Origin of the sequence: Enterobacter genomosp. O (assembly GCF_001022965.1) — a bacterium.
Lineage (GTDB): Bacteria > Pseudomonadota > Gammaproteobacteria > Enterobacterales > Enterobacteriaceae > Enterobacter > Enterobacter cloacae_L.
The window spans coordinates 282,715-302,640 of the sequence record NZ_LECZ01000026.1 but is presented as its reverse complement, the minus strand read 5'-3'; the positions used below and the strand labels follow the sequence as shown (position 1 = coordinate 302,640).

The window sequence follows — 19,926 nt, the reverse complement described above, 5'->3', positions numbered from 1 at the left end:
AATGTAATTAAGACGTTACGTATTTTAAAATCCGATCGCGGTCATAAATTCAGAAATAAACCAAATATCATAATGGGAAGATAAAAATCTGTAATTGCCAGCCCGCCTTTCCGCGTTAAAAATTTGCTGCGTCTCAGCAGTGAATGTTTCTTTTATCTCAGCAACACATACCCCTACAAAAGGCCTAATAATTATGAAGATAAAGAACCTGACCCTAACGCTCTGCACTACGCTCCTCCTTGCCAGTTTTGCCGGTCATGCCAAAGAGGTCAAAATTGGCATGGCGATTGACGACCTTCGCCTGGAGCGCTGGCAAAAAGATCGCGATATTTTTGTTAAAAAAGCAGAATCACTTGGCGCAAGCGTGTTTGTTCAGTCGGCTAACGGCAACGAAGAAACACAAATGTCGCAAATTGAGAATATGATCAACCGCGGCGTTGATGTTCTGGTCATTATCCCCTACAACGGCCAGGTATTAAGTAACGTGGTGAAAGAAGCCAAACAAGAAGGCATAAAAGTTCTGGCCTATGACCGCATGATAAATAATGCGGATATTGATTATTATATTTCGTTCGACAATGAAAAAGTTGGGGAATTACAGGCGCAAAGCCTGATCGACAAAGTGCCTCAGGGCAATTATTTCCTGATGGGCGGTTCGCCGGTGGATAACAACGCCAAGCTGTTCCGCGAAGGGCAAATGAAAGTCCTTAAGCCGTACATCGACAATGGGAAAATTAAAGTGGTTGGCGATCAATGGGCCGACGGCTGGCTGCCAGAAAATGCGCTGAAGATTATGGAAAACGCGCTGACGGCCAACAACAACAAAATTGATGCGGTCGTGGCCTCCAACGATGCCACCGCTGGCGGCGCGATTCAGGCTCTGAGCGCCCAGGGGCTGGCCGGGAAAGTCGCCATCTCAGGGCAGGACGCCGATCTGGCCGGGGTAAAACGCATCATTGCAGGCACCCAAACCATGACGGTCTACAAACCGATTACCCAGCTTGCCAATACGGCGGCGGAAATCGCCGTGGAGCTGGGCAATGGTAAGCAACCTAAAGCAGACGCGACGCTGAATAACGGGCTTAAAGACGTTCCGGCTCGCCTGCTCACGCCAATTGAAGTCAATAAAGAGAACATTGACGCCACCGTCATCAAAGATGGTTTCCACAAGAAGAGCGAACTGTAATCCGGCGCGGCCCCTGCAATGCGGGGGCGCATCACGTTGTACTGTTCTTCCCTCGGGTTATGTGGAGCAGTTATGCCTTATTTACTTGAAATGAAAAGCATCACCAAGCGCTTCGGTACGGTGAAAGCCGTCGACAACGTCAGTCTCCGGCTGAACCCCGGCGAAGTAGTTTCGCTGTGTGGCGAAAACGGTTCGGGCAAGTCAACGCTGATGAAAGTGCTGTGCGGGATCTACCCACACGGCAGCTACGAAGGCGAAATCGTCTTTGCCGGTGAAGTTATCCAGGCGACACACATTCGCGATACTGAACGCAAAGGCATCGCCATCATCCACCAGGAGCTGGCGTTGGTAAAGCATCTCACCGTGCTGGAAAACATCTTCCTTGGTGCCGAAATTTCCCGCCATGGCGTACTGGATTACGACACCATGACGCTCCGCTGTGAAAAGCTGCTGGCGCAGGTGAGCCTCAACATTTCACCGGATACCCGCGTGGGGGATCTGGGCCTCGGGCAACAGCAGCTGGTCGAAATAGCGAAAGCGCTTAATAAACAGGTCAGGCTGCTGATCCTTGACGAGCCAACGGCCTCGCTCACCGAACAGGAAACCGCGGTTCTGCTCAATATCATCCGCGACCTGCAAAACCACGGTATCGCCTGCATCTACATTTCGCACAAGCTGAACGAGGTTAAAGCCATTTCGGACACCATTTGCGTGATCCGCGATGGGCAGCATATCGGCACGCGTGAAGCCGCAGGCATGAGTGAAGATGACATCATCACCATGATGGTAGGCCGCGAGCTGACGGCGCTCTACCCGAATGAGCCCCACGAAACGGGTGATGAAGTATTACGCGTGGAAAACCTGACGGCGTGGCACCCCGTTAACCGCCACATCAAGCGCGTCAATAACGTCTCGTTTTCTCTTCACAGCGGCGAAATCCTCGGCATTGCTGGACTCGTCGGCGCCGGGCGTACCGAAGCCGTACAGTGCCTGTTTGGCGTGTGGCCGGGGCGCTGGGAGGGCACGATTTATATCGACGGCCAGCCGGTGAAAATCGACAGCTGCCAGCAGGCAATAGCCCGCGGCATTGCCATGGTGCCGGAAGATCGTAAAAAAGACGGCATCGTGCCGGTCATGGCGGTAGGTAAAAACATTACGCTTGCGGCACTCGATCGGTTCTCCGGCGCGCTGAGCAGCCTGGACGATGCCGCAGAGCAGCAGTGCATTCTTCAGTCGCTTGCCAGACTGAAGGTAAAAACATCCTCACCGGAACTGGCCATTGGCCGTCTGAGCGGCGGCAACCAGCAGAAGGCGATTCTGGCGCGCTGCCTGCTTATTAATCCACGCATATTAATCCTTGATGAGCCAACGCGCGGGATCGATATCGGTGCCAAATATGAAATCTACAAACTGATTAATCAGCTTGTACAGCAAGGGATTGCCGTCATTGTCATCTCGTCTGAGTTACCCGAAGTGCTCGGCCTGAGCGACCGCGTGCTGGTCATGCACGAGGGAAAACTCAAAGCCAACCTGATTAACCAGAACCTGACGCAGGAGCAGGTGATGGAAGCCGCTTTAAGGAGCGAACGTCATGTCGAAAAGCAATCCGTCTGATATCAAAGTCGCTGTTCCGACGCCCGGTGCGTTCGCGGGGTTAAAAGCGCTGAACCTGCAGGTTTTCGTGATGATCGCCGCAATTATCGTCATCATGCTGTTCTTTACCTGGATGACCGATGGCTCTTACCTAAGCGCGCGTAACGTCTCTAACCTGCTCCGCCAGACTGCTATCACCGGCATTCTGGCCGTGGGCATGGTGTTCGTGATTATCTCTGCGGAAATCGACCTGTCGGTCGGTTCGATGATGGGGCTACTCGGCGGCGTGGCGGCCATTTTTGACGTCTGGCTCGGCTGGCCGCTGCCGCTGACCGTGGCAGTCACGCTGGTTTTGGGGTTGGTCCTGGGAGCCTGGAACGGCTGGTGGGTCGCCTACCGTAAAGTGCCGTCGTTCATTGTCACCCTGGCGGGGATGCTGGCCTTCCGTGGGATCTTAATCGGCATCACCAACGGTACCACCGTCTCCCCCACCAGCGCGGCCATGTCGCAGATTGGTCAGAGTTACCTCTCAGATAGCATAGGCTTTACGATCGGTGTGATTGGGTTGCTGGCGTTTGTCGCGTGGCAGTGGCGTGGCCGTATGCGCCGTCAGACGCTGGGGCTGGCTTCTCCGGCATCAACGTCGGTGGTGGGTCGTCAGGCGCTCACGGCAGTCATTGTGCTGGGCGCAATCTGGCTTCTTAACGACTATCGCGGCGTCCCGACACCCGTGCTGCTGCTGGCGCTTCTGCTGCTGGGCGGCATGTTTATGGCCACGCGCACCGCGTTTGGCCGACGTATTTATGCGATTGGCGGCAACCTTGAGGCTGCCCGTCTGTCGGGTATCAACGTCGAACGCACCAAACTCGCGGTCTTTGCCATTAACGGCCTGATGGTCGCCATCGCCGGGTTGATCCTCAGCTCGCGTCTGGGAGCCGGTTCGCCTTCCGCCGGTAACATTGCCGAACTGGATGCTATCGCCGCCTGCGTGATTGGCGGCACCAGCCTTGCAGGCGGTATCGGCAGCGTGGCGGGAGCGGTCATGGGGGCGTTTATTATGGCTTCGCTGGATAACGGGATGAGTATGATGGACGTCCCGACGTTTTGGCAGTATATCGTCAAGGGGGCCATTCTTTTACTGGCAGTCTGGATGGACTCGGCAACCAAGCGACGGGCCTGATAACGGTATTGTGACTAATTGGGAAGTGAGCCATGTTTGAAAAGCGTCACCGCATTACGTTGTTATTCAATGCCAATAAAGCCTACGACCGTCAGGTGGTGGAGGGCGTTGGTGAATATTTGCAGGCGTCGCAATCCGAGTGGGATATCTTTATTGAAGAAGATTTCCGCACCCGTCTGGAGAACATCAAAGACTGGCTGGGCGATGGCGTCATCGCCGACTATGACGATCCCGTCATTGAGCAACTGCTGACCGACGTCGATGTGCCGATAGTGGGCGTCGGCGGCTCCTACCATTCGCCCGAAAACTACCCGCCGGTCCACTATATAGCCACCGATAACCATGCCCTGGTCGAGGCCGCCTTTCTCCATTTAAAAGAGAAAGGCGTTCATCGCTTCGCGTTTTATGGCCTACCCGCCACCAGCGGCAAGCGCTGGGCCGTGGAGCGCGAACACGCGTTTTGCCAGCTGGTCGCCCAGGAGAAGTATCGCGGCGTGGTCTATCAGGGGCTGGAAACCGCGCCGGAAAACTGGCAGCACGCGCAAAACCGCCTGGCGGACTGGCTGCAAACGCTGCCGCCGCAAACCGGAATTATCGCCGTGACGGATGCCCGAGCGCGTCACGTGCTGCAGGTCTGCGAACATTTACACATCCCGGTGCCTGAAAAACTGTGCGTGATTGGCATTGATAACGAAGAATTGACCCGCTATCTGTCTCGCGTGGCGCTCTCCTCCGTAGCGCAAGGAACGCGTCAGATGGGCTACCAGGCCGCGAAGCTGCTGCATCGTCTGCTGGATAAAGAATCCCTGGCGCTTCAGCGCCTGCTCGTGCCCCCTGTCCGCGTCGTAGAACGTCGCTCAACCGACTATCGCTCCTTAAGCGATCCTGCCGTCATTCAGGCCATGCACTATATTCGCAACCACGCCTGCAAAGGGATTAAGGTCGATCAGGTTCTGGATTCGGTAGGCATTTCGCGTTCGAATCTTGAGAAACGGTTCAAAGAAGAAGTGGGCGAAACCATTCATGCCGTCATCCACGCTGAGAAGCTGGAAAAAGCCCGCAGCCTGCTCATCTCCACGTCACTGTCGATCAACGAAATCTCTCAGATGTGCGGTTACCCGTCCCTGCAATATTTTTATTCGGTGTTTCGCAAAGAGTATGACACCACGCCAAAAGAGTACCGGGATCGCCACAGCGAGGTGCTGATATAGAAAAGAAAACGCCTTCCGAAGGAAGGCGTTTTTTTGAGATTACATGTGGGCGGCAATTAAGCGCTGGTTATCCTGGTACATGGCGAACAGATAGTTGTTATAGCTCTGTCCCTTCGTCGAATAACCTTTCAGCTTGTGGATCATCGTGCTGGCCGTCACTTCCTGATCCGCTTTACGCAACTGCGCGCGTGATTTACGGAATGAGGAGTAGGCCGGGTGCGTGTTCAGGTTCACCACGTAGGCACTCACGGAATCTTTCACTGATTCAAACTGAGAATAGCCTTTCACCTTGCCAGGCGCATTATTACAACGACCTTTCCCACACTTCATACCGAAAAGGTTGTTGTTGCTGCGCGCCAGCTTTGAAGTACCCCAGCCGCTTTCGGCAGCAGCCATGGTCGCAACCATGCTACCCGGGATGATATCCACACGCTCGAGGAGAGAATTCCACGGCACACGACGCGTGTTACCGTTCCAGCTCAGCTTGTAGCGCTTCGTGATATCTTTCAGACGTGCGCGTTCTGACGGCGACCAGCGGCTATCGTACTGTTTGGAAATCAGCCAGTTACGATCCGCAGTAATCGCGGCATTTTGACTCGTGATGTAAGGCATTACCGTCCGGAGAAACGCTTTTTTCCTTGGTGTTCCGGAAGGGTATTTTCGCAAATCAGGAAGTGAACTACTCTTTGCACTATTGCGAGAATACTCTTGTTTACTGCTAACCTTACTACTTGTCGTCTTTATTACGTGGGCTTTCTTACTCGTTGTATCCGTGTGCGTCTTCGCAAGCACCTCACCCGAAAATGCCGTGGTGAGTAACATGAGTATCGCAGCCCCATATCGTCGAATGGGAGTCGATATCATTAGGTCTCCTGGTCGGATGTAATCATCCCAACACCTTATTTTTTTCACAAATTTGAGAGCGGAATCTCAAATCATAACAAAAATAGACTTCAAGAGCACGTATAGAAATAGTCCAATTCCGAAACTATGTCATCTAAAACTTGCTCACAAAAACACCATTTCCGAAAAAATGTGTGCGGTATCGCAGTTAACTGCTTAATTTTGCGCGAGATCACTCATCCTCACGCATCCTCCTGGCGGAAAGCGATGGGGGATGAGTTTTTAACCTTCGCCTGATGGCACACTGGTTAAAAATGCCGCGACAGGAAAATGGAATGAAACGCACCGCAATAGCCTTTCTGATGTTACCCGCACTGGCACATGCAGACTGGTCATCACCAGGATTTACTGCATTCAGCCCCGAAGGCACAGGGATTTTCACCAGCCAGGCAAAGCTTGCGAAGGGTACGCGTCCTTTGACCGTGAGTTTTGACAACACGTGCTGGCAGCCCTCAGAAGCGATAAAACTCAATGAGATGCTGTCGCTTAAACCCTGTGACGGCACGCCGCCGCAGTGGCGCCTGTTCCGCGACGGCGAATACCAGATGCGGATTGATACGCGATCCGGCACGCCCACCCTGCTGCTGACCATCCAGAGCGCCACAGAACAGCCGGTAGCAAACGTTATCCGCCAGTGCCCGAAATGGGACGGTAAACCGCTGACGCTGGACGTCAGCCATACCTTCCCGGAAGGCTCCGCGGTGCGCGACTACTACAGTAAACAGACGGCGACGGTGCAGAATGGAAAAATCACCCTGCAGCCAGCCGCCAACAGTAACGGCCTGCTGCTGCTTGAACGCGCCGAAACCGACAAACCTGCGCCGTTTAGCTGGCAAAACGCCACTGTCTATTTCGTGCTGACCGACCGTTATGTCAATGGCGATCCTGGCAACGACAACAGCTATGGCCGTCATAAAGATGGCATGCAGGAGATCGGCACATTCCACGGTGGCGACCTTAAGGGACTTACCGGCAAGCTCGATTATTTACAGCAGCTGGGCGTGAACGCCCTCTGGATAAGCTCTCCGCTTGAGCAGATCCACGGCTGGGTTGGTGGTGGAACCAAAGGTGATTTCCCGCACTACGCCTATCACGGCTACTACACTCAGGACTGGACGACGCTCGACGCCAATATGGGGACCGAAGCGGATTTACGCCATCTTGTTGACGAAGCGCATAAACGCGGCATCCGCATCCTGTTTGACATCGTGATGAACCACACGGGCTACGCAACGCTTGCGGACATGCAGGAGTATCAGTTTGGCGCCTTGTACCTGCAGGGCGATGAGCTTAAAAAAACGCTGGGAGAACGCTGGACGGACTGGAAGCCGGGCACGGGCCAAAGCTGGCACAGCTTTAACGACTACATTAACTTTAGCGACAAAGCCGCATGGGAAAAATGGTGGGGTAAAAAGTGGATCCGCACCGACATTGGCGATTACGACAACCCGGGCTTTGATGATTTAACCATGTCGCTGGCATTCTTACCCGACCTCAAAACGGAATCCACCGCGTCTTCCGGGCTACCCAACTTCTATCAACACAAGCCTGATACCCATGCGAAAGCCATTCCGGGATATACCCCGCGCGACTACCTGACCCACTGGCTCAGCCAGTGGGTACGTGACTATGGCATCGACGGTTTCCGGGTAGATACCGCGAAGCACGTTGAGCTTGCGGCCTGGCAGCAGCTGAAAGACCAGGCAAGCCAGGCGCTGGCCGCCTGGAAAGGCGCGAATCCGGACAAAAAGCTCGACAACGCGCCATTCTGGATGACCGGCGAATCCTGGGGCCACGGGGTCATGCAGAGCGATTATTACCGCCACGGTTTTGATGCGATGATCAACTTTGACTATCAGGAGCAGGCGGCAAAAGCGGTCAATTGCCTGGCCGATATTGACCTCACGTGGCAGCAGATGGCGGAAAAGCTGCAAAGCTTCAACGTTCTGAGCTATCTCTCTTCACATGACACGCGCCTGTTCCGTGAAGGCGGCCAGCGCGCGGCCGAGCTGCTTCTGTTAGCGCCGGGTAGCGTACAAATCTTTTACGGGGATGAATCTGAACGTCCGTTCGGCCCGACGGGTTCCGACCCGCTTCAGGGCACCCGCTCGGATATGAACTGGCAGGACGTGACGGGCAAACAGGCATTAACCGTCGCCCACTGGCAGACGCTAGGTCAGTTCCGCGCCCGACATCCCGCAATAGGTGAAGGCAAACAAACTACGCTGTCGCTGAAAGAAGGGTATGGCTTCGTGCGCGAGCACAATGGCGATAAGGTGATGGTGGTATGGGCAGGTAATCAGTAGACCACACCCCTCACCCCGGGCCGTACACCCCAAAGGGGCGAGGGAGAAAAGACGGCTCAGTGCGGTCCCCTCTCCCCTGTGGGGAGAGGGTTAGGGTGAGGAGAAAATACACCAGAACAATTCACTGAATAAACCCTTGCCCACCCTATAAAACAACAAATCCGACCACACCACCCGATTTGCACCAACACGGTGCTAGCGTTATGGTTACCCACTTTCAAAATAAGCTCGACAGATCACCTGCTATGACGTTTTCACTTTTCGGCGACAAATTTACCCGCCATTCAGGCATTACTCGCCTGATGGAGGACCTCAACGACGGGCTGCGCACACCGGGCGCAATCATGCTCGGCGGCGGAAACCCGGCTCAAATCCCGGAGATGAATACCTATTTCCAGACCCTGCTCGCTCAGATGCTGGAAAGCGGCAAAGCAACCGATGCGCTTTGCAATTACGACGGCCCGCAGGGTAAAACCGAACTGCTGGCACTCCTCGCCGAAATGCTGCGTAAAGAGCTGGGCTGGGATATCGAACCACAGAATATTGCACTAACAAACGGCAGCCAGAGCGCGTTTTTCTACTTGTTTAATCTGTTCGCTGGACGTCGCGCCGACGGCACCACCAAAAAAGTGCTGTTCCCGCTGGCACCGGAGTATATCGGCTATGCCGATTCCGGCCTGGAAGAGGATCTGTTCGTCTCCGCGCGCCCGAACATTGAGCTGCTGCCGGAAGGCCAGTTCAAATATCACGTCGATTTTGAACACCTGCATATTGGTGAAGAGACGGGCATGATCTGCGTATCACGCCCGACGAACCCAACGGGCAACGTGATCACCGACGACGAGCTGATGAAGCTGGATGCGCTGGCGAATCAGCACGGCATTCCTCTGGTGATCGATAACGCCTACGGCGTGCCGTTCCCGGGCATTATTTTTAGCGAAGCACGCCCGCTGTGGAACCCGAACATTGTCCTGTGCATGAGCCTTTCTAAGCTGGGTCTGCCGGGCAGCCGCTGCGGCATCATCATCGCCAATGAGAAAATCATTACCGCGATTACCAACATGAACGGCATTATCAGCCTTTCACCGGGCGGCATTGGCCCGGCGATGATGTGCGAAATGATCAAACGCAACGACCTGCTGCGTCTGTCGAATGACGTGATTAAACCGTTCTATTACCAGCGCGTTCAGGAGACGATTGCGACACTTCGCCGCTACTTACCGGAAGAACGCTGCCTGATCCACAAACCTGAAGGGGCGATTTTCCTGTGGCTGTGGTTTAAGGATTTGCCTATCACCACCGAACTGCTCTACCAGCGCCTGAAAAAGCGCGGCGTGCTGATGGTGCCGGGCGACTACTTCTTCCCGGGTCTGGACAAGCCGTGGCCGCATACACACCAGTGCATGCGCATGAACTACGTGCCCGATCCGGAAAAAATCGAAGCGGGCGTCAAAATTCTGGCTGAAGAAATCGAGAAAGCCTGGCGTGAAGACGGTTAGTAAAGCCTTACGCCAGATGACGTTGCCGCTCGACGCGTAGTCTGGCGGGATCAACACTGCGCAGCGCGTGGGTTGGACAGGCCTCCACGCAGGCCGGTCCGCCTTCGCGATGCATGCACAAATCACATTTCAGCGCTTGCGCCCTGTTTCCCTCCAGCCGAACCTGCATCGCCCCAAACGGACACGCCACCACACAGCTTTTGCACCCAATACAGCGCGTCTGCTCAACGAGCCAGGCCCCTGCCGTGCGGCGAATGGCATGGGTTGGGCAGACGTTGGCACACGGCGCGTCCTCACACTGATGGCAACCCACTGCCGTCGTGTATGAACTTCCCTTAACCACCCGAATGCGGGGTGTAAAGGCATTTGCGAAGACGGCGTCCTGATGCGACACCGCACAGGCCACTTCACAGGTGCGGCACCCTATGCATTTTTCCGCATCCGCCGTGATAAATCGGTTCATGTGTTACGCCTCGCGCACGTTAAAACCCAGCTCTTTTGAGATAGCCTCTGCCGTTTCGCGCAGCGGCTTGAGTAAGTTCTTCTCACCCACCTGCTTCATGCGCGACGTCGATAGCGATATAGAGATCGCGTACGGGACGCGGCCGTGGATATCAAACACCGGCACGGCAATGCAGGAGACGCCCAGCTCGTTCTCTTCTTTGTCCATCGCCATGCTGCGATCGCGAATTTCCGCTAGCTCATCGTACATGGCACTCAGTTCGGTGATGGTGTTGCGCGTCAAAGGTTGGATCTGTTCCTGATGGCTTTCCCAGTAGCTCGCCACATAATCCTGATGACCAAACGCCATGTAAATTTTGCCCATCGCAGAGCAGTAGAGCGGCATATGCTGACCGATATAAGCACGCGTGCGCAGCATACCGGTTGTCGGTTCAAGCTTATAAATCAGGATCGCGTGGTCGTCTTCCCGGCTGGAAAAGTTCACCGTTTCGCCAGTGGCAATATTCAGCGCTTCAAGGTGCGGCGCCGCCACGTGGATGATATTGAGCGACGACAGCGCCTTTTGCCCGACGGCGATAAATTTGGTGGTCAGGCGATAGCTACCCGCCGCGGGTGCCGGCGTAACGTACCCGCACGACTGCAATCCCTGCAACAGCCGGTGCACGGTGCTCTTATTCAGCCCCGCCAGTTCCGATAAATGCGCAAGCGGACACCCGTTCGGATAGTTACTGAGGATCTCAATCAGCATCAGGCCACGAAACAAGCTCTGGCTACCTGCTGGCCTCTCTTTTTCTTGCGTCATTTCGCTCTCTTTCATGCTCATTAAATGGCTCCTTTTTATCGCGCCCTGATGGTAGCGCAAAGTGTGGTTCAGTTCACGATCTCAACAGAAAAAACACAACTGATTGATTTTAATCGATTTTGAAAAACATGAATGTCGTTGATCTGGCAAAATTTGATCGCTATATTTGAAATCAGATTTCGCATAGTGAAATTTAGCGATAAAAAAGCACTCGCACTTGCCCTTAAAAGAACAGGAGAACAGGGATGAAAGTGACCTTCGAAGAGTTGAAAGCGGCATTCAATCGGGTTCTGCTCGATCGCGGTGTCAACGCGGATACTGCAGATGCCTGCGCGGAAATGTTTGCCCGCACCACGGAATCCGGCGTCTATTCACATGGCGTCAACCGCTTCCCGCGCTTTATTCAGCAGCTTGATGCCGGCGATATCATTCCCGACGCCCAGCCCAAACGGGTGACGACATTAGGGGCTATCGAACAGTGGGACGCCCAGCGATCCATTGGCAACCTGACGGCGAAAAAGATGATGGACCGCGCCACCGAACTGGCCTCCGATCACGGCATTGGGCTGGTAGCACTGCGTAACGCTAACCACTGGATGCGCGGCGGCAGCTACGGCTGGCAGGCGGCGGAGAAGGGCTACATCGGCATTTGCTGGACCAACTCCATTGCCGTCATGCCCGCGTGGGGATCAAAAGAGTGCTGCATCGGCACCAACCCGCTGATCGTCGCCATTCCCACCAGCCCGATCACCATGGTCGATATGTCGATGTCGATGTTCTCCTACGGCATGCTGGAAGTGAATCGCCTGGCCGGGCGCGAGCTGCCGGTAGACGGCGGCTTTGACGACGAAGGCAATCTCACCAGAGAGCCCGGCGTGATTGAGAAAAACCGCCGGATTCTGCCAATGGGTTACTGGAAAGGTTCAGGCTTATCCATCGTGCTCGACATGATCGCCACCCTGCTCTCCAACGGCGCTTCCGTTGCGGAAGTCACGCAGGACAACAGTGACGAATACGGCGTGTCTCAGATCTTTATCGCCATCGAGGTCGATCGCCTGATCGATGCCCCGACCCGCGATGCCAAGCTGCAGCGCATCATGGACTTCATCACCACCGCCGAACGCGCTGATGACAATGTCGCCGTTCGCCTGCCGGGGCATGAATTCACCCGTTTACTTGAAGAGAACCGCCGCAACGGCATCACGGTTGACGACAGCGTGTGGGCAAAAATCCAGTCTCTGTAAGGAGTGGACCATGATATTCGGACATATTTCACAGCCAAATCCGTGTCGCCTGCCGCGGGCGATTGAAAAAGCGTTAGATTTTCTGCGTACCACGGATTTCAGCATGCTCAAGCCGGGTGTCGTTGAAATTGAGGGACGCAATATCTTTGCCCAGGTGCTGGATCTCACCACCCGGGAACAGCACGAGAATCGCCCGGAAGTGCATCGCCGTTATCTGGATATACAGTTCCTGGCCTGGGGTGAAGAGAAAATCGGTATCGCCATTGATACCGGCAATAACGAAATCAGCGAATCATTACTGGAACAGCGGGATATTATTTTTTATCACGACAGCGAACGCGAATCGTTTATCGAAATGATACCCGGCAGTTATGCCATATTTTTCCCGCAGGATGTACACCGTCCTGCCTGTATTAAAAACAAGGAAACTGCAATTCGTAAAATTGTGGTGAAAGTGGCAATCAGCGAATTAGATTAATTTTCTGATAAATACAGGAACGCCAAATGACCAATACCGGTTTTATTATTGGTGCGTACCCCTGCGCACCCTCGTTTCACCAGAAAGGGGAACAAGAAGAACAAACCTTCTGGCGGGAACTTTCTGACACACCTCACATTCGCGGGCTGGAACAACCCTGCCTTGAACATCTCCATCCTTATGGGGATGAATGGTTGTTCCGCCATACACCGGGTGAATGGCAAATCGTGGTGACCGCCGTGATGGAAACCATGCGCCGCCGTGGCACAAACGGTGCGTTTGGCCTGGCCTCCGCCGATGAAGATCAGCGTAAAGCCAGCGTCGAATTTTACCGGCATCTGCATCAGAAGATTGCTGCCGTTAACGCCCGTTTTCCCGGGAAAGTCATTGCCCTGGAGATGCAGGCCGCGCCGCAGGCGGGCAATGCTTCAGTTGAGCAAGCTACCGAGGCGTTCGCCCGGTCCATCCGTGAAATCGCGGGCTGGGACTGGTCCTGCGATCTGGTACTGGAACACTGCGACGCCATGACGGGACCCGCACCGCGCAAGGGATTTTTACCCCTGGAGCAGGTGCTGGAGGTGGTGAAAGGAACGGATATCAGCGTCTGTATCAACTGGGCGCGCTCGGCCATTGAAGGCCGTAATACGACCCTACCGCTTGAACATGTTCAGGCCGCGCTCGATGCCGGGAAACTGGGGGCCTTGATGTTCTCCGGTACGACCACCAGCGGCGAGTACGGAGAATGGCAGGATCTGCACGCGCCGTTTTCTTCGTTCTGCACTGACAGTTTGATGTCCACTGAACACGCAAAATCACTCTTTACTGCGGCGAGCGCCGCAACATTGAAATTCTCCGGTATTAAGTTACTGGAAATAAATGCTAATGCTGACGTCAGCCACCGCATCGCTATTTTGCGCGACGGCATTAGCGCCATGAAAAAAGCAACACAATAACAATAAAAAAATCTTATTCCGGTTAACACACTGAGAGATTAAATATGAATACGTCTACTCAAGCCCTACATGCGGATATTCCGCGTCAGCGCTGGCTAAGAATCATTCCTCCCATTCTTATCGCCTGCATTATTTCATATATGGACCGCGTGAATATCGCGTTTGCGATGCCGGGTGGTATGGATGAGGAATTAGGTATTACCGCGACGATGGCAGGCCTGGCGGGTGGGATATTCTTTATTGGCTATCTTTTCCTGCAGGTTCCCGGCGGCAAGATTGCCGTGCACGGCAGCGGCAAGAAGTTTATCGGCTGGTCGCTGGTCGCCTGGGCGGTGATCTCGGTTCTGACCGGGCTTGTCACTAACCAGTATCAGCTTCTGGTGCTGCGCTTCTTGCTCGGCGTGGCGGAAGGCGGGATGCTGCCCGTTGTGCTCACGATGATCAGCAACTGGTTCCCGGACGCCGAGCGCGGCCGCGCCAACGCCATCGTGATCATGTTTGTGCCCATCGCCGGGATCATCACCGCCCCGCTGTCGGGCTGGATTATTACCGCACTCGACTGGCGCTGGCTGTTCATTATTGAAGGGCTGATGTCCGTTGTGGTGCTGGTGCTCTGGGCGTTCACCGTTTACGACCGTCCGCAGGAAGCCCGCTGGATCTCAGACGCCGAGAAAAACTATCTGGTGCAAACGCTGGCGGCGGAACAGCAGGCCATCGCCGGAAAAGAGGTGAAAAATGCCTCGCTCAGCGCGGTGCTGTCTGACAAAACCATGTGGCAGCTGATCGCCCTGAACTTCTTCTATCAGACCGGCATTTACGGTTACACCCTTTGGCTGCCCACCATTCTGAAGGAGCTGACGCACACCAGCATCGGCCAGGTGGGGATGCTCGCCATTCTGCCTTACATCGGCGCTATTGCGGGCATGTTCCTGTTCTCCACGCTCTCTGACCGCACCGGCAAGCGCAAGCTGTTTGTCTCCCTGCCGTTGATTGGCTTCGCGCTCTGCATGTTCCTCTCCGTGGCGCTGAAAGCCAACACCTGGCTGGCCTATGCCGCACTGGTGGGCTGCGGCTTCTTTCTGCAGTCCGCCGCAGGTGTGTTCTGGACCATTCCGGCGCGTCTGTTCAGTGCCGAAATGGCGGGCGGCGCGCGTGGCGTGATCAACGCCCTGGGGAACCTCGGTGGGTTCTGTGGTCCTTATGCCGTAGGCGTGCTGATCACCCTGTACAGCAAAGATGCGGGTGTTTACTGCCTGGCGGTTTCTCTGGCGCTGGCGTCGCTGCTGGCCCTGCTGTTGCCGGCGAAATGCGATGCCGGCGCAGAGCCTAATCCCACGGTGACTCCACACAAGCGTGCGGCCTGATGCCCTCACCCCAGCCCTCTCCCACGGGGAGAGGGAGAAAACCGAACCGTAGGCCGGGTAAGCAACACGCCACCCGGCAAGTAAGCGCACCGAACCGTAGGCCGGGTAAGCGAAGCGCCACCCGGCGAATAAGTGAGATGAAGATGAGTGAAAAAGAGCCCTACTGGCTGGGTATCGATTGTGGCGGTACTTATCTGAAAGCCGGTTTATACAACAGCCAGGGCAAAGAGGTCAGTATCGAACGCCGCTCCGTTGCCACGCTCAGCCCGCGAGCGGGCTACGCCGAGCGGGATATGCATCAGCTATGGCAGCACTGCCACGCGACCGTCGCCTTGCTGCTCAAAAATTCAGGGGTGAATGGAAAACAGATCAAAGGTGTCGGTATTTCTGCTCAGGGCAAAGGACTGTTTCTGCTCGATAAACAGGACGAACCGCTGGGCAATGCCATCCTCTCCTCTGACCGCCGGGCACTGGACATTGTGCAGCGCTGGCAGCAGGACGGTATCCCCGAAAAACTCTACCCGCACACGCGCCAGACGCTGTGGACCGGGCATCCGGCCTCGCTTCTGCGCTGGGTCAAAGAGAACGAGCCGCAGCGGTATCAGCACATTGGCTGCGTGATGATGGCGCACGACTATCTGCGCTGGTGTCTGACCGGCGTGAAAGGCTGCGAAGAGAGCAACATCTCCGAGTCCAATCTCTACAACATGAATACCGGCAAGTATGACCCGCAGCTTACGCGCTGGCTCGGTATCAGCGAAATTGACGGCGCTCTGCCGCCGATTGTCGGTTCATCAGAAATCTGCGGGGAAATCACCGATCAGGCAGCCGCGCTTACCGGTCTCGCGGCGGGAACGCCTGTCGTTGGCGGACTGTTTGATGTGGTTTCCACCGCGATCTGTGCCGGACTGCACGACGAACACACGCTGAACGCCGTGATGGGCACCTGGGCCGTCACCAGCGGGATTGCCAATGCGCTTCGGGACAACGAACCGTTTCCGTATGTCTATGGACGTTACGTTCACCCGCAGCAGTACATCGTTCACGAAGCCAGCCCCACCTCATCCGGCAACCTTGAGTGGCTGACCGCGCAATGGGGCGACATGTCATTCGATGAGATCAACCATGCCGTGGCCAGCCAGCCGAAAGCCGAAAGCGATCTGCTCTTCCTACCGTTCCTCTACGGCAGCAACGCCGGGCTGGAGATGACCAGCGGTTTCTACGGCATGCAGGCGCTGCATACCCGCGCGCACCTGCTGCAGGCGGTTTATGAGGGCGTGGTATTTAGCCACATGACCCACCTCAACCGCATGCTTGAACGTTTTACCCACGTTCATGCCCTGCGCGTGACGGGTGGCCCAACCCATTCTGACGTGTGGATGCAAATGCTCGCCGACGTCAGCGGGCTGGCGATTGAGCTGCCGCAGGTGGAAGAGACCGGCTGTTCCGGCGCCGCGCTGGCCGCGATGGTTGGCACCGGCGTTTTCACCGACTTCCACGCGGCGCAGCGTGCGCTTAAGCATGAGATCCGGGTCATCGAGCCCGACATGCGCGCCCATGCGGCCTACCAGCGCAAATATCACCGCTACCAGTTACTGATTTCAGCATTACAGGGCTACCACGCCCGAATTAAGGAGTACGACCTATGAGCCGACCATTACTGCAGCTGGCGCTCGACCACACCTCGCTTCAGGCCGCCCAGCGCGATGTCGCGACGCTTTCAGAACACGTCGATATCGTCGAAGCGGGCACCATTTTGTGCCTGACCGAAGGGCTGAACGCCGTGCGCGCCCTGCGCGAGCAGTGCCCGGATAAGATCGTCGTGGCGGACTGGAAAGTCGCCGACGCCGGAGAAACGCTGGCTGAACAGGCATTTGGCGCGGGCGCGAACTGGATGACCATCATCTGCGCCGCGCCGCTGGCCACCGTTGAACGAGGCCACGAGGTGGCGCTGCGCTGCGGGGGGGAAATCCAGATGGAGCTCTTTGGCAACTGGACGCTGGACGACGCGCGCGCCTGGCACCGCATCGGCGTGAAGCAGGCCATTTATCACCGCGGGCGTGACGCGCAGGCCAGCGGTCAGCAGTGGGGTGAAGCGGATCTCGCGAAAATGAAAGCGCTCTCCGACATCGGTTTGCAGCTCTCGGTGACCGGTGGCATCACTCCCGCCGACCTGCCGCTGTTTAAGCAGATCAACGTTAAGGCCCTCATTGCCGGGCGCGCGCTGGCAGGAGCCGCCAATCCACCGCAGGTGGCACAGGCATTCCACGCGCAAATCTGCGACATCTGGGGAGCGTAATCATGCGTCAGCATCCGTTAGGTATCTACGAAAAAGCGCTGCCGAAAGATCTCTCCTGGCCCGAGCGCCTGGTTCTGGCGAAAAGCTGCGGGTTCGATTTTGTTGAGATGTCTGTCGACGAGACCGACGAACGCTTATCGCGCCTTGAGTGGAGCACCACGCAGCGCGCCTCCCTGGTTGAAGCGATGCTGGAAACCGGGGTGGCGATCCCCTCCATGTGTTTGTCTGCTCACCGTCGCTTCCCGTTTGGCAGCCGCGATGAAACCGTGCGCGAACGCGCCCGCGAGATCATGACGAAGGCCATTAAGCTGGCGCGTGACTTAGGTATTCGCACCATTCAGCTTGCGGGTTATGACGTGTACTACGAAGAGCACGACGAGGGCACGCAGCAGCGCTTTGCCGAAGGGCTGGCGTGGGCCGTAGAGCAAGCCGCTGCCGCGCAGGTGATGCTGGCGGTGGAGATAATGGACACGGCGTTTATGAACTCCATCAGCAAATGGAAAAAGTGGGACGACATGCTCGCCTCGCCGTGGTTCAGCGTTTACCCGGACGTCGGCAACCTGAGCGCGTGGGGCAACGATGTGGCCGCCGAGCTGACGCTGGGCATTGACCGCATCGCCGCGATCCACCTGAAAGATACCCAACCCGTGACCGAGCAAAGCCCCGGCCAATTCCGCGATGTGCCGTTTGGCGAGGGCTGCGTCGATTTTGTTGGCGTGTTTAACACGCTCAATCAACTGAACTATCGCGGCGCGTTTCTGATTGAAATGTGGACTGAAAAAGCAAAAGAGCCGGTGCTGGAAATCATCCAGGCGCGCCGCTGGATTGAAGCCCGTATGCAGGAAGGAGGCATGGCATGTTAGAAGAACTCAAAGACGAGGTGCTGACGGCAAACCTGGCGCTGCCTGCCCACCAGCTGGTGACGTTTACCTGGGGCAACGTCAGCGCGGTCGACCGGGAAAGCGGCATGATGGTCATCAAGCCCTCCGGCGTGGAATACGAGGTGATGACGGCAAAGGATATGGTGGTGGTGAATATCGCCACCGGTGAGGTGGTCGAAGGCAGCAAGAAACCCTCGTCAGACACGCCGACCCACCTTGCGCTGTACCGCCGTTACCCGGAGATTGGCGGCATCGTACACACCCATTCCCGCCACGCCACCATCTGGTCGCAGGCGGGGCTGGATTTACCGGCGTGGGGCACTACGCACGCCGACTATTTCTACGGGCCAATTCCCTGCACGCGCCTGATGACCACGGCCGAGATTGCAGGGGAGTACGAATACCAGACGGGTGAAGTCATCATCAAAACCTTCGAGGAGCGCGATCTCAGTCCGATGCAAATCCCGGCAGTTCTGGTTCACTCTCACGGCCCGTTCGCCTGGGGTAAAGATGCCGCCGATGCGGTACACAATGCCGTCGTGCTGGAAGAGTGCGCGTACATGGGCCTGTTCTCGCGCCAGCTCGCGCCACAGCTTCCGGTTATGCAGCAGGAACTGCTCGACAAACATTATCTGCGCAAGCACGGGGCAAATGCGTATTACGGCCAGTGATCAACCGGAATTAATATGCTCTTTACAGTACCGCCGTTTCCAGACGGCGGGAGTTAAGCCCGTGTGCTTTGAAAATATCTGCCGGAAATAGCCCACATCATTAAAACCGCAGCGGGTTGCCACTTCGGTGAGCGAGGCAGAGCCATCCAGCAACAGCTTTTCTGCGGCCCTGACGCGCTGGCGATGTATTGCCTCCGTCAGGGTTAAGTGGAAAGTCCGGCGAAACACGCGCCCGAGGTAATCGGCATTGCAGTGCAACGCTTTTGCCAGCTGCGACGTCGAAAGGGGTAAATGAAACTGCGTGCGAATAAGCTGCTTCGCCTTCCACGCCATCGCCGCCCCGGCCTCATCGGCGTTGTCTTCATATCCCGCAGAGATCGACACCTGCTGTAGGATCAATAATAAAATCATCTCCAGCCCCACGCTTCGCTGTAATTTCTCCTGCTCGCTGAGGAATTGCCGAAATAGCGCAATGACATATTGCGCATCCCTTACGCGACAGTGTTGTTCAATTGCCAGAGGGGCGGCATTTGGCAAGGAGACATGTTGTGCTTCAATCTCAAAATGGAGCCAGTAAAAGCGCAGGTCCGCCGGGAAATCCTCCACGCCCACATGCCGGCGGCCCGGCCAGAGAAGCAAACGTTCTCCCGTATTCACCTCAAAGACATGCTGTTCTTCCTGGATCGTTAATGTCCCTTTTTCGACAAAAATAATCTCCCACGATGTTAACTTCCGCGCAGGATGACGGCCCACACCCCGGGAAATAAACAGCCCGCCATTTTGAACCTTAATCGGAAGCGCTATGGATAATTCAAGCATAGATATTCACCATTCCGCTTTTATTGCCGTTAATATTCGACTTACACATTGATTATTAATCAATATTCGAATAGC

18 protein-coding genes are annotated in these 19,926 nt (G+C 55.8%); 14 read left to right on the top strand and 4 right to left on the bottom strand.

Translation table 11 applies throughout. The features are described 5' to 3' along the window. Window positions 1-193 precede the first annotated feature (193 nt). The 4 genes from xylF to xylR all read left to right on the top strand — a co-directional run bounded on the left by xylF (window position 194) and on the right by xylR (window position 5,170). On the top strand, window positions 194-1,186 hold the full coding sequence (gene xylF, locus ABR39_RS15245; RefSeq protein WP_047347624.1) for a D-xylose ABC transporter substrate-binding protein: 993 nt from the start codon (window positions 194-196) through the stop codon (window positions 1,184-1,186). A 72-nt stretch (window positions 1,187-1,258) separates the two neighbouring features. Next, window positions 1,259-2,800, top strand: a complete 1,542-nt coding sequence (locus tag ABR39_RS15240; RefSeq protein WP_047347623.1) for a xylose ABC transporter ATP-binding protein — start codon at window positions 1,259-1,261, stop codon at window positions 2,798-2,800. Then, on the top strand, window positions 2,778-3,959 hold the full coding sequence (gene xylH / locus ABR39_RS15235) for a xylose ABC transporter permease XylH (protein ID WP_047347622.1): 1,182 nt from the start codon (window positions 2,778-2,780) through the stop codon (window positions 3,957-3,959). Before ABR39_RS15240 ends, xylH begins: the two co-directional genes overlap by 23 nt. A gap of 32 nt (window positions 3,960-3,991) precedes the next feature. After that, a complete protein-coding gene (gene xylR / locus ABR39_RS15230) occupies window positions 3,992-5,170 on the top strand; it encodes a D-xylose utilization transcriptional activator XylR (RefSeq protein ID WP_047347621.1) in 1,179 nt (392 codons plus the stop codon). Window positions 5,171-5,209: 39 nt separating this feature from the next. Here xylR and ABR39_RS15225 read toward each other — a convergent pair whose 3' ends face one another. Beyond that, window positions 5,210-6,034, bottom strand: a complete 825-nt coding sequence (locus ABR39_RS15225; RefSeq protein ID WP_047347620.1) for a protein bax — start codon at window positions 6,032-6,034, stop codon at window positions 5,210-5,212. 314 nt (window positions 6,035-6,348) lie between these two features. Between ABR39_RS15225 and ABR39_RS15220 the strand changes: the two genes are divergently transcribed. After that, a complete protein-coding gene (locus ABR39_RS15220) occupies window positions 6,349-8,379 on the top strand; it encodes an alpha-amylase (RefSeq protein WP_047347619.1) in 2,031 nt (676 codons plus the stop codon). 245 nt (window positions 8,380-8,624) lie between these two features. After that, entirely contained in the window at window positions 8,625-9,878 is a 1,254-nt protein-coding gene (gene avtA / locus ABR39_RS15215) for a valine--pyruvate transaminase (RefSeq protein ID WP_047347618.1), read from the top strand. 7 nt (window positions 9,879-9,885) lie between these two features. On the opposite strand, the gene ABR39_RS24910 is transcribed toward avtA, so the two are convergent. Then, window positions 9,886-10,341, bottom strand: coding sequence for a 4Fe-4S dicluster domain-containing protein (locus ABR39_RS24910; protein WP_072059249.1), 456 nt, complete (start codon window positions 10,339-10,341; stop codon window positions 9,886-9,888). A gap of 3 nt (window positions 10,342-10,344) precedes the next feature. Next, window positions 10,345-11,163, bottom strand: coding sequence for an IclR family transcriptional regulator YiaJ (yiaJ, locus tag ABR39_RS15210; RefSeq protein WP_021242452.1), 819 nt, complete (start codon window positions 11,161-11,163; stop codon window positions 10,345-10,347). 224 nt (window positions 11,164-11,387) lie between these two features. On the opposite strand from yiaJ, the gene yiaK reads away from it, so the two are divergent. The 8 genes from yiaK (at window position 11,388) to araD (ending at window position 19,032) form a co-directional block, all read left to right on the top strand. After that, window positions 11,388-12,386, top strand: coding sequence for a 3-dehydro-L-gulonate 2-dehydrogenase (gene yiaK, locus ABR39_RS15205; RefSeq protein WP_047347617.1), 999 nt, complete (start codon window positions 11,388-11,390; stop codon window positions 12,384-12,386). Window positions 12,387-12,396: 10 nt separating this feature from the next. Next, window positions 12,397-12,864 carry a YhcH/YjgK/YiaL family protein gene (locus ABR39_RS15200; RefSeq protein ID WP_047347616.1) on the top strand — a complete coding sequence of 156 codons (468 nt, stop codon included), beginning with the start codon at window positions 12,397-12,399 and terminating at the stop codon, window positions 12,862-12,864. Between the two features lie 26 nt (window positions 12,865-12,890). Further along, window positions 12,891-13,817 carry a DUF4862 family protein gene (locus tag ABR39_RS15195; RefSeq protein ID WP_047347615.1) on the top strand — a complete coding sequence of 309 codons (927 nt, stop codon included), beginning with the start codon at window positions 12,891-12,893 and terminating at the stop codon, window positions 13,815-13,817. A 44-nt stretch (window positions 13,818-13,861) separates the two neighbouring features. After that, window positions 13,862-15,181: an MFS transporter gene (locus tag ABR39_RS15190; protein ID WP_047347614.1), complete on the top strand. Its 1,320-nt coding sequence runs from the start codon at window positions 13,862-13,864 to the stop codon at window positions 15,179-15,181. Between the two features lie 143 nt (window positions 15,182-15,324). Then, a complete protein-coding gene (locus ABR39_RS15185; protein ID WP_047348172.1) occupies window positions 15,325-16,830 on the top strand; it encodes an FGGY-family carbohydrate kinase in 1,506 nt (501 codons plus the stop codon). Beyond that, entirely contained in the window at window positions 16,827-17,480 is a 654-nt protein-coding gene (gene ulaD, locus ABR39_RS15180; protein ID WP_047347613.1) for a 3-keto-L-gulonate-6-phosphate decarboxylase UlaD, read from the top strand. The genes ABR39_RS15185 and ulaD overlap by 4 nt, the downstream gene beginning before the upstream one ends. Before the next feature lie 2 nt (window positions 17,481-17,482). Next, window positions 17,483-18,343 (top strand): L-ribulose-5-phosphate 3-epimerase, encoded by an 861-nt coding sequence (locus ABR39_RS15175; RefSeq protein ID WP_047347612.1) that lies wholly within the window; start codon window positions 17,483-17,485, stop codon window positions 18,341-18,343. Beyond that, complete coding sequence (araD, locus tag ABR39_RS15170; RefSeq protein ID WP_047347611.1) at window positions 18,337-19,032, top strand: L-ribulose-5-phosphate 4-epimerase; 696 nt, start codon at window positions 18,337-18,339, stop codon at window positions 19,030-19,032. Before ABR39_RS15175 ends, araD begins: the two co-directional genes overlap by 7 nt. On the opposite strand, the gene ABR39_RS15165 is transcribed toward araD, so the two are convergent. Further along, complete coding sequence (locus ABR39_RS15165) at window positions 19,033-19,851, bottom strand: helix-turn-helix domain-containing protein (protein ID WP_047347610.1); 819 nt, start codon at window positions 19,849-19,851, stop codon at window positions 19,033-19,035. It lies immediately after the preceding gene. Window positions 19,852-19,926 lie beyond the last annotated feature (75 nt).

Bases quoted from the DNA above. Each gene is read 5' to 3' on its own strand.
- xylF (WP_047347624.1), top strand. From the start codon at position 194: ATGAAGATAAAGAACCTGACCCTAACGCTCTGCACTACGCTCCTCCTT.
- ABR39_RS15240 (WP_047347623.1), top strand. From the start codon at position 1,259: ATGCCTTATTTACTTGAAATGAAAAGCATCACCAAGCGCTTCGGTACG.
- xylH (WP_047347622.1), top strand. From the start codon at position 2,778: ATGTCGAAAAGCAATCCGTCTGATATCAAAGTCGCTGTTCCGACGCCC.
- xylR (WP_047347621.1), top strand. From the start codon at position 3,992: ATGTTTGAAAAGCGTCACCGCATTACGTTGTTATTCAATGCCAATAAA.
- ABR39_RS15225 (WP_047347620.1), bottom strand. From the start codon at position 6,034: ATGATATCGACTCCCATTCGACGATATGGGGCTGCGATACTCATGTTA.
- ABR39_RS15220 (WP_047347619.1), top strand. From the start codon at position 6,349: ATGAAACGCACCGCAATAGCCTTTCTGATGTTACCCGCACTGGCACAT.
- avtA (WP_047347618.1), top strand. From the start codon at position 8,625: ATGACGTTTTCACTTTTCGGCGACAAATTTACCCGCCATTCAGGCATT.
- ABR39_RS24910 (WP_072059249.1), bottom strand. From the start codon at position 10,341: ATGAACCGATTTATCACGGCGGATGCGGAAAAATGCATAGGGTGCCGC.
- yiaJ (WP_021242452.1), bottom strand. From the start codon at position 11,163: ATGAGCATGAAAGAGAGCGAAATGACGCAAGAAAAAGAGAGGCCAGCA.
- yiaK (WP_047347617.1), top strand. From the start codon at position 11,388: ATGAAAGTGACCTTCGAAGAGTTGAAAGCGGCATTCAATCGGGTTCTG.
- ABR39_RS15200 (WP_047347616.1), top strand. From the start codon at position 12,397: ATGATATTCGGACATATTTCACAGCCAAATCCGTGTCGCCTGCCGCGG.
- ABR39_RS15195 (WP_047347615.1), top strand. From the start codon at position 12,891: ATGACCAATACCGGTTTTATTATTGGTGCGTACCCCTGCGCACCCTCG.
- ABR39_RS15190 (WP_047347614.1), top strand. From the start codon at position 13,862: ATGAATACGTCTACTCAAGCCCTACATGCGGATATTCCGCGTCAGCGC.
- ABR39_RS15185 (WP_047348172.1), top strand. From the start codon at position 15,325: ATGAGTGAAAAAGAGCCCTACTGGCTGGGTATCGATTGTGGCGGTACT.
- ulaD (WP_047347613.1), top strand. From the start codon at position 16,827: ATGAGCCGACCATTACTGCAGCTGGCGCTCGACCACACCTCGCTTCAG.
- ABR39_RS15175 (WP_047347612.1), top strand. From the start codon at position 17,483: ATGCGTCAGCATCCGTTAGGTATCTACGAAAAAGCGCTGCCGAAAGAT.
- araD (WP_047347611.1), top strand. From the start codon at position 18,337: ATGTTAGAAGAACTCAAAGACGAGGTGCTGACGGCAAACCTGGCGCTG.
- ABR39_RS15165 (WP_047347610.1), bottom strand. From the start codon at position 19,851: ATGCTTGAATTATCCATAGCGCTTCCGATTAAGGTTCAAAATGGCGGG.